Genomic DNA, 14915 nt, shown 5'->3' with positions numbered 1-14915 from the left:
GCAGCTTGGTTCAAGCGTCGGTGTCGCCACCCAGTCGAGGCATAATGCGGATGTAGACCAGTTCTGCCAGCAGCTCGATCAAGGTTTGGGTGACGATGATGGCGGGGACCAGGGGGATGGCCCCGGGCACGACGAGCGCCAGCGGCAAGACCACCAGCGAATTGCGGGTGCCTGCGCAAAAGGCGACTGCTCGACCGGCCTTGGGGGTCAAGCGCGCGACACGCGCCACCACCCAGCCAATCAGCGGCGCCAGCACGGCAAAGGCGATGTAGACCGGCACCACACTCAGGGTTTTGTCGAGGGTTTGCCCGAGTTGCGGCACGACGGCGGCGACGACGATGAACAACACGAGGGCTGTAGCCGGCACCGGCGCGAGGCCCAGCCCCGACGAGACCCGCTCGCCCGTCGCACTCCGCGCGGCCCAGGCCTGAACCAGAGCCGCCAGAACGAAAGGTATGACGATCAGCCAGATGAAAGCATGAACGAACGGGCCGGGCTGGACGTAGGCCGCCGCCTCGGCCCCTAGGAACAGGCGCAGATAGATCGGCAACAGCACCATCTGCGCTATCAGCAGAACCGGTGTCGAAGCCAGCAGCAGCCGGGCGTCTGCCTTCCCCAGGTGGGCAAAGGTAACGACGTAGTCGATGCAGGGGCAGAGCAACACCATCAGCACGCCAAGACGGATCAGAGGATCGGCCGGCAGGAACTGGACGAGGGCCAGGACCAGCAAGGGCACCGCGATGAAGTTGACGGCCAGCAAGGCGCCCATGAACCGCAGTTCGCGAAGCGCCCGGCCGAGCGCCGCGACCGGCACCTGAAGGAAGGTGACGAACAGCATCAGGGCCAAGGCCGGATTGATTGCGCCTTCCAGGGCCTCCGTGCCTGGGATCAACAGGCCGACCGCTACGGCCGCCAGCACGGCGGCGAAGTAGATCCAGACCTGTCGCGCTTCCAGAGCTTCGCGCAATTCGGCAGTCGTCATTTCAGATACCTGGTTTTTCGTGTCGCCATGATGAAGCCGAACGCTAGCGCAGCGATGGCCAGGAGTTGGGCGAGGATGCCTTCAAGGGTCGGATAGAAGCCCAGCCAGTCGAAACGCGGCAAGGCCAATGGATGCAGGCCGATCAGCCCGGCTTCCTGCAAGGCCGCTACCCCCTTGCCGGCGAGAACCACCGCGAGGGCCGCCATCAGGATCGCGCTGTACTGGAAGAATTTCGCGATCGGCAGGCTGCGGCTGAGGCGCAGCATGATCCAGGTCACGACCATGAGAACCATGGCCGCTGCGCCGATGCCGGCCAGCATCGCCGCACCGCCGCCCTGGGTCCACAGGGCGGTCAGGAAGAGGATTGTCTCGAACACTTCGCGGTAGACCACGACGAAGGCGAGCAGGAACAGGAACCAGGCCGACTTCTTCGACAGGGCCGTCGACAGCTTCTCTCGGATGTAAACCTGCCAGGCGTCGGCCTGCGCCTTGCCGTGCATCCAAAGGCCCACGGAGATCAGCACCACCGAGGCGATCAACGAGCCGAAACCCTCCGTCAGCTCGCGGCTGGCACCGCTGATAGTGATGAGATAGGTCGCCGCTGCCCAGGTCAGTCCGCCGGTGAGCAGCGCCGCCACCCAGCCGCCATGCACATAAGGAAGCACATCGGTGCGCTCCGCTTTGCGGAGAAAGGCGATCATCGCCACCACGATCAGCAAGGCTTCCAGCCCCTCGCGCAGGAGGACCGCGAACGCGCCCACGAAGCTCGACGCGTTGCTGGCCTGATCGGGCGCAAGGGCGCGAGCGGCGTCGGCGAACAATCCGTCCAGTGTCTCGATCTCGCCTCGCACTTCGGCGACGGGCGCGTTTCGGCTGATCGCGCCGCGCACCTGGCCCATGGCCGTTTCGATGCGCAGCATGAGGGCGTTGTTGCGCGCCGTCAGCGACGGTTCGACCGGCTCGAAGCCGTCGAGATAGGCGGCAAGCGCGAGATCCGTCGCCTTGCGCTTGTCGCCCGCCTCATAGGCCGCCAGGCTCTCGCGAAGCTTCTGACGTGCGATATCGAGCGAGCCCGTCGTCTGTTGGACGACGGCCTCGGGATGCCGCCTCAGATAAGCGGTCAAGGCGTCAGCCTTGGACTGCCCCACGGCGGCGGCCAGGGCGGCCGGCGTAGTCTGCGACAGCGCCTTCAGGTCAGGGAAGCGGGCGCGGACCGCCGCATCCTCGTTCCAGAGGTTTTCGCCGGCCGCGGCCTGTTCCTCTGTAAAAGCGAAACGCCCGACGTAGAAGGCCAGGTCCCACTGCTCGTCGATCGACAGATGGGCGAAGCTCGCCATCGCCGTGCCGTCCAGACCCTGATTAATAACCTGATACAGGCCGAACGCACTGCGCTGACGCGCCCGATCGACGTCTGCAAAGGCGATGGCCGGCGGGTCGAGATCGGCCGCCAAAGGCCCGTCGCCGCCGCCCGTCGCGCCGTGGCAGGCGGCGCAGTTTTGCGCGTAGAGCGCCGCCCCACGGGGAAGATCCGGCGTCCGGATGGGCGCCAGGGGCGTGGGATAGGCGACAAGCAACTCAGCGGCCAAAGCATGCGCCTGACCGGCCACGACCGTGGGATCTTGCTTGGCTACGATCGCCACTTCGAGGGCGCGGGCCTTGCTGACCAGACCCGGCTGGGCCGGATGGACCGGGAGGGCTGAGATCCGGTCACGCACTTGGGCCGCGAACTCATTCATTTCCGCGTATTCGGGCGGACTGATGATCTCGCCGTTCTGGACCGCTTCGCTGTAGTCCACCGCGAGATAGTCGAGAAGACGCCACGCCGTCTGTGACGACGCCGCTTCTTGGGCGGACGCAATCGTCGGAGCCGCTCCGACCAGACCGAGAGCGAGCAGCCCGAATACCAAGGCGCGGAGACGGTTCTTAAGAGCGGTTATCATTCGCAAATGTTTAGGCCTTGTCGCATTCACAGCCAAGCCACTCCCGCGATGCTCATGCCTTTTCTTTGCAGCCGCAGGACCCGTCCACGCTGCAGGATGGGACCGGGCGCTTGGGCCGCATCAGCAAAAGAGCGGCGCCCAGAACGATCAGCATCAGCGCCCCGCAGGCGATCGCTTCCCAGCTCTGGCTCAGGGCGACGCCTGCGGCGGCCAGGGTCGCACCGCCCATTACTAGCGCCGCGATCGGCACGGCGCAGCAGGCCGCGCAGGCACCCGCCAGACCGAGAACGACCCGAAGCGGTCTGATCTTCTTCGGTGTCGTTTCGAGGGTCATCGCAGCATCGCCATCAGCGCGGGTTCGATCCGGGGCCAGACGAGGGCCAGGGCGAGCATGACAGTTGAAAGAGCCATCATGATTACGGTCGATCGCGCCAGCGGATGACCGCGGCGGAAAGTCCGCCACGCCAACCAACCCCAAGCAGCGAGCACGATCATGAAGGCGACGCCCGTGATCCACATATGGGCTCCCGCGAACCAGGCCAGGACGGCACCTGAGGCGCCCAGAGCCAGCACCGGGAAGGCCAGGGGCACGACGCAGCAGGCCGCACATCCGAGAACGGCGCCCGTAGTCGCGACGATGGAGCCGACGCCGACCGCCTTCTGGTTCGGGTCGCCCTTGGCGGGCTTGGCGTTCAACGGCGCGCCGGGGGTCAGAGAGGTCATGATCAGCAGCATCCACAGGTTTGGGCCCGGGTCGACGGACCCGAGGCGATAAAGTCTTCGAACAGGGCGTCGGCGGCGAGACGGGCGTCTTCCGGCGCCGTGACCACGAGACGGACGGACCCCAGCCGCGGCTCGATCTCGAAGGTCAGGAAGGCGCAGCAGGCGGTTTCCTTACGGACGAGTTCTTCGACATCCACGAGCGCGCCGGCTTCGTAGTCGATGTGCAGCGTCAGGTCGTCCCGGCGATGGCTCTGAAGGCTGCGCTGGTTGAGATCGGCGATCCACCGAACTCTCTCCTGATAGTCGCCGGCGCCCAGAGTGCAGGCGATCGGAACGTCCTTGGCTGCCATGTCTCACGCTCCTGAACGGGTCCGATGCACCGTTCCATTGGACGCCTTGTAGGACTTCAAGTAACTTTAGCTTCAAGCCCTATTTTACGGATGACGACATGGACCGTGCTCTCTCTATCGGAGCTCTCGCCAAGCGCAGCGGGACCAACCCGCCGACGATCCGCTATTACGAAGAGATAGGCTTGGTGCGCCGCGCCGATCGCCGCGACGGCGGCCACCGGACCTATGGCGATACGGACCTTAAGCGACTGACCTTCATCCGCCGCTGCAGGGAGTTGGGCTTTCCTATCGATCAGGTGCGGAGCCTGGTCGACCTGCTCGAGAACGGCGACCGCTCGTGTGTGGACGCCCGCGACCTCGCGCGACGGAATCTGGAGGACGTCCAGACCAAGCTCTCGGAGCTCAAACAGCTGGAAGCCGATCTCACCAAGCTCGTGACCGACTGCGACGCAGCCTGTGTCGGCGGCCCCGGACCTGATTGCGTAATTTTGGACGATTTGAGCTACGTGCGGTCGACTTCTTGCTGCGGGACGAGGTCGTAGCACGACCTAGTTGGAGCCGCCCGAGTGCCATTTCTAGACGTGACTTCCCGAAAGCCGACCTTCCCAGTGCGCAACAAAACTCAGACTTTGTAGTTTCAAGCTCGACTAAAATCAGGCCAGGATACTGATCGCGTAGCCGTCGTCGCCCAAAGGCTCGACACCGAGTACGGCCTGGACCTGCCGTCCGGAGGCGGTGCGTCGGATGTGGACAATCCTATCGACGGCCTGAGCGATCGCTCGACGCGGGGTGCGCGAGGAAACCTCGGCAATCAAGTCCTCGACGCGACGCAGAACGTCGTCGGCCGAGTTGGCGTGAAGGGTCGACAGGCCGCCGGGATGGCCCGTGTTCCAGCTCTTGAGAGTCTCCAGCGCCGCCGCCCCGTCGCGCATTTCACCGACGACGATCCGATCGGGTCGCATCCGCAGCGCGTCCCGAACCAGGTCGACCACGCCGATCGAGATCGGCTGACGGCGCGTCAGCACCGAAACGGTGTCCCAAGCTGAACACTGAAGCTCTGGCGTATCCTCGACAAGGAAGACCCGATCCCGGGCGAAGGCCGGCTCAGCGAGCACGGCGTTGGCGAGCGTGGTCTTGCCAGATCCGGTGCCTCCCGAAATGAGGACATTGAGCCGCTGCTCCGCAGCGCCACGCAACACGGCGGCCTGTTGGTGGGTCATGGCTCCGTCGCGGACATAGTCTTCCAGACTCCAGATCACCGAGGGCCGTTTGCGGATCGAGAATGCAGGCGCACTCGTAACTGGCGGCAGCATTCCTTGAAACCGTTCACCTGTCCCAGGCAGGACTCCAGCGAGCCGGGGATCGTCGCGCGTAACGGTCTCGCCGACATAGTCCGCGATCAGACGAATGACCCGCTCCCGCGACTCGGCCGACAGGGTCGCGCCCGTGTCCCGTCGCCCTTCGCCGCTGCAGTCGAGGATTAGACGGCCGTCGGGATTGGCGAGGATCTCGACGACCGCCGGCTCGACCAGGGCCGCCAGAATGGTGTCGCCCAATGCATGGCGCAGCGCCTCGAGCTTGCGTTCAGCGATGATGGGATGGGCGACCATCAGTTGGTCTGGCCGAACGAACGGTCTTCGTCAGGAAGAGGGCGTTCCGTCCGTCCGGCGACTATGCGTGCCGCTGTGGCGTCCAGAAGGCGTTCGATCCGCCGATCGACGGCTGCCTGAACCGTGGGGTCCTCGTCGACGATTGCGTCGGGGAGCCGGACGAAGAAGGCTCTGGCCACCTCGATCAATAGCTCCTGAACGATCTGCATGTCGCGGGCCGTGGATCGCATATGGTCGCGAAGGGACCGTTCGAGCTGCAGCAGGCGATCCTCGGGATCGGCCTGGGGGCTCTTCTGCAGTCCACGGGCTATGGCACGCCCGGCCGCCTGACTGAGCGGCATCTTGCCGCTACGGGCCTCCCGGTTGAGACCGGACACGACCTTGGGATCGGTCAAATAAACCTGCACGCGGGCACTCGCCGCTTCTTTCCTAGCCATCGCCTAGACCTCGCAAATGATCGAGCGCCGCATCCTGCGCGGCCATTTCCTGCGCCACCCGCCCGTAGATATCGGCCACCCGCGCTGCGACCTTCTTGTCGTCCATCGCTGCGGCCACTTCCTTGAACAGCGGCAGCGACGCGTCTGCGTCCTCGCCCAGGCTGCGGCGACCCGCCCATGGGTGCGGAGCTCCGGGCGGCGAATCCAGCCGCGCGGCCTGATCGGGCGCGACGTCCTGCGCACGCGTCCGAAACGGTTCGCGGACGTCATAGAGGAGCTTGGTCGTCCGCAGCGGTCGGGCACCGGCGGCGAACACCAACTGGATGTCGTCCGGAAGGGCGCGGATCTCGCCCGGCTCCAGCAGCGGCCGCTCGATCTGAGACCGGGACACCGAACTGCGGCCAGCTGCCAGCCACGCCGGTGAACTGCGGCTGGTTCGGGTCTCCAGCACGGACCCAGTCAGCTTCGACACCTTGTCCTGCGTCAGAGGATCAAGCGCGCTGAAGGCGGTATAGATATGCAGGTTGTCGAGAATGGTGTTGTTGGCGCCGTAGGTCTCAACGATATCGTTGAGAGACTGGGCGACGAACATCACTTTCACCCCGTAGCCGCTGAGCAGACGCAGGGACTTCTCGAAAAAGCTGACGCGGCCGAGCAACGGAAACTCGTCCATCAGCATGAGAAGGCTGTGGCGCTTGGGCCGCCCATCGGCGGCTTCGGTCTCCCGAACCGTCAGGGACTGGGCTGCGGCGTAGAAAAAAAGACGCACCAAAGGCCTCAGCGCGGCGCTGTCAGCCGGCGCGACCTGAACGTAGAGAGACAGGGGGGCTTCGGCGCACATCAGATCCCCCATGGAGAAATCCGATCGGGACAGCGAACGCTCGATATCCTCGCCTGCGAGCCATTTGAGGTAGGAGCGCGCCGTCCCTTGGACCGAGGTCCGGAAGCGGTCGTGCATCGCCGCATAGCCCTTGACCGCCGTGGCGATGAACGGATGGGTCTCCGGTTCGCCGCTTGGACCCGGACGGTGCAAAGTCTTGGTCATGACGTCGGCGGCGCTGTCGAGGTCGGCGAGCATTTCGCGGACCTTTAGCAGGGTCTTTTCGTTATCCTCGGCGGTGTAGAGGACGTGCAGGATCACGGCCTCGAGGATCTCAGACGCCGCCTTGTCCCAGATCGCCTCGTCGTCACGAGCGCCACCAGGATCAGACAGGATGGAGACCAGGCGTTGAACGTGTGCGAGCTCTCCCGGCCCCGGCAGGATTTCCGCGAGCGGATTCCAGCGTGCCGAGTGCGGGTCACGCGGATCGAAATACAAAGCGTGGCTGAACCGGGCGCGCCAACCGCTGCTCAATCGCCAGAGCTCCCGTTTCGGATCATGAACCAGCACGCTGGAGTTCCACGACAACAGCGTCGGCATGACGTGGCCGCGCCCTTTGCCCGACCGGGTGCCGCCGGTCACGAGACTGGGACGGAGGTCGGTCGTTGCGAGAACACGTCGTCCGAGAACGCCGATGATGCATCCGCCGATGGCCGTAAGCCCGGCACCTTTGGCGTCTTTGAGCTCTCCCCAGCCCCGGATCCGTCGATGGGGCCTGTCGCCCGCAAGCGTCCCCAACCCCAGCCCTCCAACGCCGCAGACCAGGATCAACGGTGCGCACCGCAACACGACGGCCTGCGCCTCGGCGCCGAAGGCAGACCGCCATTGCAAGATGGCCCAGGGCGGATAGAGGGCAAGGTCGGGGGCGATGCGCCATGCCGGTCCCAGAGCGTCGGCCCACTGGTACGTCCAGGCGAACATCTCCGTCGCGGCCTGGGCGCCCACGGCGAGGCCGAGCCCCAATCCTGTCAGCTTGGCCCACACCTCAGGAATCCGGAGGCCGGACATCCCGGCCAGCCTCAGCTTCGAGGATCAGCGAAGGAGCGGCGTCCATTCGACGGTGGTGATAGGCGGTCAAGGCGTCGACCAAATCTGTTCCCGACGACCGTTTGAACAGACCCACCAGCGCGGCCGCCTCATAGTCGAAATCCTCGAACAGCCGACGTTCTGCCTCGGCCAGTTGCAACAGCGTGCTGTTCATCCGTTCATAGGCGTCCACCAAGGCCGCATTGCCTGTGGTTCTAACCGCCCTGAGCATGTGATCGGAAAGGCTGCGGCATGTCCTCTGTCCACCGCCGCGCACGAACGACCGCGACGCCGGATCACCGCCTCTCAGGCTGGTCGTGAGGCAGAGAAGGCGGAAAGCGAACCTGTCGCGGACAAGAGCAGCGTCAAGTCGGGGAGCCAGAAAGCCTCCCAAAGGCGCGCGTTCGATGAGGCCGAACCCGCAGAGCCAGCCGAGGGCCTCACGAACCGGCGTCGCGGACAGTTTCAGACGGCGCGCCTCCTCGATGATCACCACCGGAGCGCCCGGCGTAAAGGCACCCTGTTCGGCCCGGGCGCGCAGGCTTTCCAGGGCCAGGGTGAATGGATCATGCTTGCGCATCAAGGCGGCCTCCGAGGGCAAACGCCCACTATGGCACCTGCCCACGCCTCGCCAATGAGTTGCAGCCCCGGCCGATCCGGCTCGGTCGCAAATCGTCCGACCCTCGGTCAGAACGCGCCGCAAAACATGCCGCTTTGTGGCCGATTGTCATGTTTTCTTTCCCAGCCACACACGTGATCGTTGATCAGAAGCCGGACTGATTCTACTTCGGAAGACGGAAGGGTATGCGCGGATGAGTCGAGACGACCCGGAACTTCCAGACGATGGCGCGCTGCTTTCGGCGACTCTCAAATCCTTGCGCCGCTACCGCAAGATGACCAAAGCCGAGACTGCTGCGGCCATGCGGATCGCCATCCGGACCTATGCCCGCTTTGAGGCCGGAGAAACCCGTCTCAACCTCGACTACATCCACCGCTTCGCCGCCGCGACGCAAAGCGACGCCCAAGCGATCCTGATGGCGGTGGCGATTGGATCGCCTGAGCACGCCAGACGGTGCGCAGAGAACCAGATGGGCTCAATCTACACCATCGGACTTGAACAGTTCGACCACCTTCTTGGCGATGACATCCGCAACCTCGACAGCCGGACCATCATCGCCGCCATCGTGCGAATGTTCGAGCAGCTCGCCAAGGCGCTGCGCGAAGGGGATCCGACCCGGGACTGGATCGAGAAAGGCTCGGCCAATCTGCGCGCCAAGCGACCCAAGCCAGGGCGTTGAGCTCAAATATACACCAGATATAGCTTTGCCGCTGACCGATCCTAGCGCTCCTTTGGCGAGCCACATCCGTGGCGATCAACCAAGGAGAGACTGGAATGAAGACGACCAAACTGCGCATCGTTCGCTTCGGCAGCGCCAAGGCCCTGACCCGCGACGGCATGGGCAATATCTTCGAGGAAGCCGGCGTCAAGAACGGTCAATATCCGACCGAGGGCTGAGCGAAGGGCGGACGACGGCTACAACAGGCGGTCGTCCGCTTGTCTCCATCGGATTGCTCGAAGCCCACGCCTCGTCACCACAAACGAGGCCGGCGCGACGTGGGCGCATCGGAAACGATCCCGCCAAGCGGGGCTCCAAAACCAAAATAGCGGGGTCTCAAGCATCGGGCTGAAGCCGCCGGTCTGCGTCTGACGTCAAATGTGGCCTGCAGCAGTCGGACCTCCGCGACGATCGTGCGGAACGCGTCGGGCCGCCGGCAAAGAGGACCGAAACAGCGAACCAGGCAACCCGAACCCTTTCAAATATACTCCAGATATAGCTTTGCAGCCGGCTGATCTGCGCGCTCACTGGTTGCGCCACATCCGTGGCGATCAACCAAAGGAGACTGAGATGAAGACGACCAAACTGCGCCTCGTCCGCTTCGGCAGCGCCAAGGCCCTCACCCGTGATGGCCTGGGCACCGTGTTCGAGGAAGCCGGCATCAAGAACGGCCTTCGCCCGACCGAGGGCTGAGCGTACGGCGGACGACCGCATACACGCGGTCGTCCGCTAGCCGCCGCCTTGACGTTCACCGCCCCGCTTGAACAACCAAGAAGCCCTGTTGCAAACGCCATGACAGCTGACCTCTGGTGTCATCCCAACATCTATTTGACCGTGGTGGACGAAGATGTGGTCGTCCTCGATGTGGCGGGCGATCGCTACGACTGCCTGCTGGGCGCTGCATCGCTCCTCCAGCCAGAAGCAGACGGACGGATCGGGTTAGCGGACGTCTCGATCATGGACGAGTTGCGCACCGCCGGGCTGGCCGGCGACCTTGCCCCAAACCCGGCACGCAGGCCCATTGTCCCTCCGACCCGTGAACTCACGCCAGCGTCGCGCCCGCCTCGCTCAGAGATGGTTCGCGCCGCCTTCGCCTGGATCGTCGCGACCCTCATCTTCCGGGGCAAGCCGATATCGGTCCTTGTCGACTACCATAAGGCGCTGCGCGGTCGGGCGGAGGAACAGGACGAGGCGTGGCTCGCGGATTTGGCGGGAGCCGCCCGGCGAGTGCGGCCCTGGATACCGTTCGAGGGCGAATGTCTGCAGCGTTCATTTCAGCTCCGGTGCTACCTCGCATCAAGAGGCGTGGCAGCAGACTGGATTTTCGGCGTCCGGACCTGGCCCTTCAGCGCTCATTGCTGGCTGCAGATCGGCGACCTTGTTGTCGGCGATCGTCTTGAACGCGTGCGACGGTACGCACCGATCCTGCGGGCCTGACCGTGAGAGAGTTTCTGCTCGTTTGCCGCGCTGCCGATGACCTCCCTTCCCAAGCGCTGTCGGAAGACCTTGCCAAGAAGGCGTCAGCGCAAGGACTTGTAGTCTCTGCACTCAACCCCCGCGCCTGGCTTGCGGCCCCCAGTTCGTCGCCTGCCACGCCGATCCGGGTCGGTGGCTGGACGCTTATCGGGGACGTTTTCGATCGCCGCTCACCCGTCATTCCCTATGCGCATCCCGACGATCCCTGGGGGTACGAACGGAAGTTAATGGCAAGGTTCTGGGGCCGCTATGTTGGCGTTCTCTTCGGCGCCGGAGATCAGCTATCCGCTCTCCTTCGCGACCCTTCCGGTGCTCTGGAATGCGTGGCCTGGTCCGAAAAGGGGCTGACCATCGTCGCCTCGACGGCCTTCGAGTGGTTGATCAAAGCGCTACGTCCTCCGTGGCGCATCAACAGCGCTCGACTGGCTCAGGAGCTTCACGCCGTCGTTACGGGGACGGGCGCGCTTCTCATTGACGGCCCCACCGCGCTCGAGCCGGGGACCATTCAACCGCTCCCGCTTGAGCGGCAGGCCCTGGCCGTGTGGACTCCAGCTGACATCGCTCGCCGTAGCCTCTGGACTTCACCCGATCCGCACTCGGCCATGAAAGCTATCCGCTCGTCGATCGATGAGGCCGTGTCTGGATTTGCGAGCCTGCCCGGCGCCTTGGCCGCCGAAGTCTCGGGAGGGCTGGATTCCAGCATCATCGCCTCGAGTCTCGTGCGACAGAAGCCTGACGGTCAGCGGCTCAGGATCAATGCCTACGGCTCCACGCCGGAGTCCGATGAGCGCGCCCACGTCGCCATTCTGGGCCAGTCGCTCGGCTTTAAGCCTCTTTCGCTTCCGCACGTGACCGGAAGAATGACACCGGACTGGCTCGCGGCGATGGCCGGAGATTTCCGTCCGGGACTGAACGGGCTCGACCATCCCCAAGATGTCGCCTGGGCACGCCACGTCGTCGATGGGGGCGCAAGCGCTCTGATGACCGGCAAGGGGGGCGACAGCATCCTCTTCCAGGCAGCCACCACCGATGTCTTTACGGATCTGTGGAAGTCGCGGGGCTGGCGAGCACTGGGACATCCGGACCTCGCAGAACTCGCGGCGGGCAACGAGATTTCGATCTGGTCGATGATCCGGACGGCGGTGCGATACTCGGCAGCAGGTCAAACGCCGCCGCGCAGAGCTCACCCAATCCTGTCCCCGCTCACCGAGCCTTTCGTCGGCCATCCCTGGCTTCAGGATCTCGACGCCTTTGGGCCCAGCAAGGCCTTTCACATCGCCGGGGTCGCCGACAGCGTGTCCCACCATGGGCCGTCTGTTCTCTCCCGAGCCGTCGATGTCCGACATCCGCTTTGCAGCCAACCTGTGGTGGAGGCCTGCCTCGCGCTTCCCACCGCGTTGTTGACGGCGGGAGGACGAGATCGCGGACTGGCGCGGCAAGCCTTCAGAGATGGGCTTCCGGACACAATCGTCAACCGGCGATCCAAGGGAGAGATGACCCGGATTTATGGGCGCTTGATCGTCGACAATCTGGACATTCTCAGGCCCTGGCTGATCGACGGTCGCCTCGCCGCCCTGGGTCTAATCGATCGCGCGACCGCAGAGACCGAACTGACACCGGAAGCTCTGATCTGGCGTGGCCAGCATTCTGTCATCCTGGGGATCGCGGCGCTGGAGGGATGGACACGTCTTTGGGAAGATCGCCTGGGGCGTCCCGCGTGAACCGATCCGGGTCCGAAAGGGTTCGGTCGAGCCAGTCGAAGATCTGCGCGTAGTAGTCCCGAATGTTGGCGGGGCTCCAGATCACATGTTTCTCGCCCCAGTAGGTCACCATCCGGGCGTCGCCACTGTTCCTGAGAACAGCGCTGAACATCCGCTCCGATTGGCTCATGGGCGCGAAGTCCATATCAGCGGTCAGGAACAGAATTGGCCTCTTGATCCGGTCGGCGCGCAGGTACGGACTTGAAGACACATAGAGGTCCGGATCGCTCCACGGGGGGGCCGCCAATCCGCCCTGACCGACCTCCGTCCAGCCTTGGTTGAAGCGAAAGAAAATGCCGTTTTCCGGCTGGATTCGACCCTGGCTATCAAACTCGCCCCATACGCCCGGCATGTCGCTGTATCCGGAGGAGGCGATGTAAGACAGGTAGCGATCCGAACGGGTGGCGATCTCCAATGTCGCATAGCCGCCGAAGCTATGCCCCCACAGAACCATGCGGTCGAAGGGAGCCTCGGGGAAAGCAACACGCGCGGCATCGACGGCGAGGTCGGCGCTCCGGACGTAGGCGTCGCCGCGATCCCGAACGGAAAGGTCGCCCGGGATGGACGGACTCAAAACAGCATAGCCTGCGGAGACGAACACCTCGGGTCGAGTGCTGTAGGTCATCGCCAACGGATCGACGCGGGCGAGGTTGTCGGCCCAGCCGGGATAGACCTTGACGATCACACCGCGGATGTCACGAGCCGCGCCCTTGGGCAGGAACAGCCAGCTGGTGGTCTGTCGCCCGTTGATATCCAGATGTACGATCGGCTGAGCCTCGGTCAGAACGACATCCGAAAGACTTTGATTGATACTGTCGAGGTTCCGGGTGGGAGCGAGGCTTCTCCGGATCAGGGTCTCCGATAAACCCTCAGACCGCAGCATAAGGAGCCCTTCGGCGGACACGGCGACCACCTTGTCATCCTTACTTGCCACACCCCCGAAGGATGTCGCGCCATTCTCGCCCACGATAAGGCTCTCGCCATCTTCTGCGATCGCGGGTGACCAGTTCCGCCGCGGCGCCTCATTGCCCTTCAGTCGGCGTCCGAGGATTGGATCAAACACAAGCGCCTCGCGGACGTTGGCCCCCGTCTCCATGAGCCTTCGCACGCCTGAGCCTGTGAGCGCCCAATAGGCGCCGTCCGCGAACGCATAGAGGACGTCAGGCCCGGCGGCCGCGATACGCGTCGGCGCCGTGGCCAGCTCTTCCGTCAAGGCCCGAGGCGGTCCGTCTGGCGACAGCAGATGCCAGTCGCGGCTTCCGGTTTCATCATCCTTGGCGTAGACAACGGGCGATGCGCCGATCCAGTCCGCCTTTACGCCGCTGAGCGCCACCTCGGCCGACGTGCCGACATCCAGCTTGTCTCGCACGAACCAGTCCACGCCATCGACCGAGACTCGGCCCAGCCGGCCCTCGGTCCAGCGTTCGCCATCCCGGCGGGCCCACACCAGCACGCCTCGGGAATCGGGAGACCACCTGAGGAGATGGAAGGCGACGTCCAGATCGTCGGGGGACGCCACCACTCGTCCGCTTTCAAGATCGATGATCGCCACCCGATGCCGGCGGTCATCCTCCATATGTAGAAGCTCCGGCCGACCCAACGGCATTTGCTCGGCACGCCTGATCACGACGGCCTTAGTCCCGTCAGGCGATAGGGCGAAGTCACCGATCCGGGCCTCCAAAAGTATTTTGGCCTCGCCCGTCACGGTGTCGTACCGGACCAAACGCTGGATCGGCTCCGGCGTCTCCGTGGACACCACGCCCCCGTGGGCTTCGATCACGGTTCGCGAAGGCTCATGGGCCCCCGCTGTCCGCTCCCAGGCTTCGGCTCGCCGCGTCGTCGCGGCACCGTCATAACCCAACACCAATGGCAGGCTGCCATCCGGCCGAACGACGAAGACGAGGACGGAGCTGGACGCCCAGAACGCCCCTGCGCCATTCAGCGGAAGATCGGGCGTCAACCCTGTCCAAGTCACGGCTCCGTCCGATATCGTGACGACCCCGTACTCGAAGGTCTGGCCGCGCAGGCGGGTAACAAGAAGGCGTTTGCTGTCAGGGGACCAGGCGATGCGTTGCAGTCCAAGTCCTTCAGCGGGAAGAAGGCGCCGCGGTGGCGTTGCGGGCTCCTTCAGGTCCGCGAGCCAAAGGTCCATGATCGTCCAGGTCGACCGCCCGCCAAGGCGGACCTCCGTCATGGTGTTGTAGCCGGCGCGTTTCTCGTAGACCGCCCAACGGCCGTCCGGCGAAATGTCTGCACGTCCGAATGCCTCCAGTCCGAGCAGGTCTTCCACCGTCAGCCTGCGATCTGGATCCCCAGAGCTGGCCATGGCGCCTGTTGCAAGCCAGGCAACCGCCATCATCGCGCCGGCGAGGCGTCGAATAAATCTCCGCATGG

Annotated in this window: 16 protein-coding genes; 6 read left to right on the top strand and 10 right to left on the bottom strand. The window is 64.5% G+C overall.

Going from position 1 to position 14915, the window contains the following annotated elements; genetic code table 11:
* Positions 1–10: 10 nt before the first annotated feature.
* Genes DT343_RS13175 through DT343_RS13155 form a run of 5 tightly spaced genes read right to left on the bottom strand, consistent with a single transcriptional unit; the run spans position 11 to position 3995 of the window.
* On the bottom strand, positions 11–982 hold the full coding sequence (locus DT343_RS13175) for an arsenic resistance protein (RefSeq protein WP_112863223.1): 972 nt from the start codon (positions 980–982) through the stop codon (positions 11–13).
* The gene (locus tag DT343_RS13170; RefSeq protein ID WP_112863222.1) at positions 979–2922 is read right to left on the bottom strand and encodes a cytochrome c/FTR1 family iron permease; all 1944 of its coding nucleotides are present in this window, start codon (positions 2920–2922) and stop codon (positions 979–981) included. Before DT343_RS13170 ends, DT343_RS13175 begins: the two co-directional genes overlap by 4 nt.
* Before the next feature lie 52 nt (positions 2923–2974).
* Positions 2975–3256, bottom strand: coding sequence for a hypothetical protein (locus DT343_RS13165; protein ID WP_112863221.1), 282 nt, complete (start codon positions 3254–3256; stop codon positions 2975–2977).
* The gene (locus tag DT343_RS13160) at positions 3253–3645 is read right to left on the bottom strand and encodes a hypothetical protein (RefSeq protein ID WP_146756757.1); all 393 of its coding nucleotides are present in this window, start codon (positions 3643–3645) and stop codon (positions 3253–3255) included. Before DT343_RS13160 ends, DT343_RS13165 begins: the two co-directional genes overlap by 4 nt.
* A 2-nt stretch (positions 3646–3647) precedes the next feature.
* Positions 3648–3995: a hypothetical protein gene (locus DT343_RS13155; protein WP_112863219.1), complete on the bottom strand. Its 348-nt coding sequence runs from the start codon at positions 3993–3995 to the stop codon at positions 3648–3650.
* A gap of 98 nt (positions 3996–4093) precedes the next feature.
* On the opposite strand from DT343_RS13155, the gene DT343_RS13150 reads away from it, so the two are divergent.
* On the top strand, positions 4094–4537 hold the full coding sequence (locus DT343_RS13150; protein WP_112863218.1) for a MerR family transcriptional regulator: 444 nt from the start codon (positions 4094–4096) through the stop codon (positions 4535–4537).
* 111 nt (positions 4538–4648) lie between these two features.
* Here the strand turns inward: DT343_RS13150 and trbB are convergent, their stop codons facing one another.
* The 4 genes from trbB to DT343_RS13130 are packed head-to-tail and all read right to left on the bottom strand — an operon-like array spanning position 4649 to position 8531.
* Complete coding sequence (gene trbB / locus DT343_RS13145) at positions 4649–5605, bottom strand: P-type conjugative transfer ATPase TrbB (protein WP_112863217.1); 957 nt, start codon at positions 5603–5605, stop codon at positions 4649–4651.
* Positions 5605–6000 (bottom strand): hypothetical protein, encoded by a 396-nt coding sequence (locus DT343_RS13140; RefSeq protein ID WP_258522577.1) that lies wholly within the window; start codon positions 5998–6000, stop codon positions 5605–5607. The genes trbB and DT343_RS13140 overlap by 1 nt, the downstream gene beginning before the upstream one ends.
* A gap of 34 nt (positions 6001–6034) precedes the next feature.
* Positions 6035–7906 carry a type IV secretory system conjugative DNA transfer family protein gene (locus DT343_RS13135; RefSeq protein WP_258522576.1) on the bottom strand — a complete coding sequence of 624 codons (1872 nt, stop codon included), beginning with the start codon at positions 7904–7906 and terminating at the stop codon, positions 6035–6037.
* Between the two features lies 1 nt (position 7907).
* Positions 7908–8531 (bottom strand): GntR family transcriptional regulator, encoded by a 624-nt coding sequence (locus tag DT343_RS13130; RefSeq protein ID WP_146756756.1) that lies wholly within the window; start codon positions 8529–8531, stop codon positions 7908–7910.
* 229 nt (positions 8532–8760) lie between these two features.
* Between DT343_RS13130 and DT343_RS13125 the strand changes: the two genes are divergently transcribed.
* The 5 genes from DT343_RS13125 to DT343_RS13115 all read left to right on the top strand — a co-directional run bounded on the left by DT343_RS13125 (position 8761) and on the right by DT343_RS13115 (position 12482).
* A complete protein-coding gene (locus DT343_RS13125; RefSeq protein WP_112863214.1) occupies positions 8761–9246 on the top strand; it encodes a helix-turn-helix domain-containing protein in 486 nt (161 codons plus the stop codon).
* A 95-nt stretch (positions 9247–9341) separates the two neighbouring features.
* On the top strand, positions 9342–9464 hold the full coding sequence (locus DT343_RS17840; RefSeq protein ID WP_258522575.1) for a hypothetical protein: 123 nt from the start codon (positions 9342–9344) through the stop codon (positions 9462–9464).
* A 391-nt stretch (positions 9465–9855) separates the two neighbouring features.
* Positions 9856–9978: a hypothetical protein gene (locus DT343_RS17835; RefSeq protein ID WP_258522574.1), complete on the top strand. Its 123-nt coding sequence runs from the start codon at positions 9856–9858 to the stop codon at positions 9976–9978.
* Positions 9979–10026: 48 nt separating this feature from the next.
* Entirely contained in the window at positions 10027–10722 is a 696-nt protein-coding gene (locus tag DT343_RS13120; protein WP_146756755.1) for a lasso peptide biosynthesis B2 protein, read from the top strand.
* Between the two features lie 2 nt (positions 10723–10724).
* The gene (locus tag DT343_RS13115) at positions 10725–12482 is read left to right on the top strand and encodes an asparagine synthase-related protein (RefSeq protein WP_146756754.1); all 1758 of its coding nucleotides are present in this window, start codon (positions 10725–10727) and stop codon (positions 12480–12482) included.
* On the opposite strand, the gene DT343_RS13110 is transcribed toward DT343_RS13115, so the two are convergent.
* A complete protein-coding gene (locus DT343_RS13110; RefSeq protein WP_112863211.1) occupies positions 12412–14913 on the bottom strand; it encodes a S9 family peptidase in 2502 nt (833 codons plus the stop codon). The two genes, DT343_RS13115 and DT343_RS13110, sit on opposite strands and share 71 nt — an antisense overlap.
* Positions 14914–14915: the final 2 nt, after the last annotated feature.

Origin of the sequence: Brevundimonas vesicularis (assembly GCF_900445985.1) — a bacterium.
Classification (GTDB): Bacteria; Pseudomonadota; Alphaproteobacteria; order Caulobacterales; family Caulobacteraceae; genus Brevundimonas; species Brevundimonas vesicularis_D.
The sequence above is the reverse complement of the archived record's forward strand: the minus strand, read 5'-3'. Positions and strand labels throughout refer to the sequence as shown.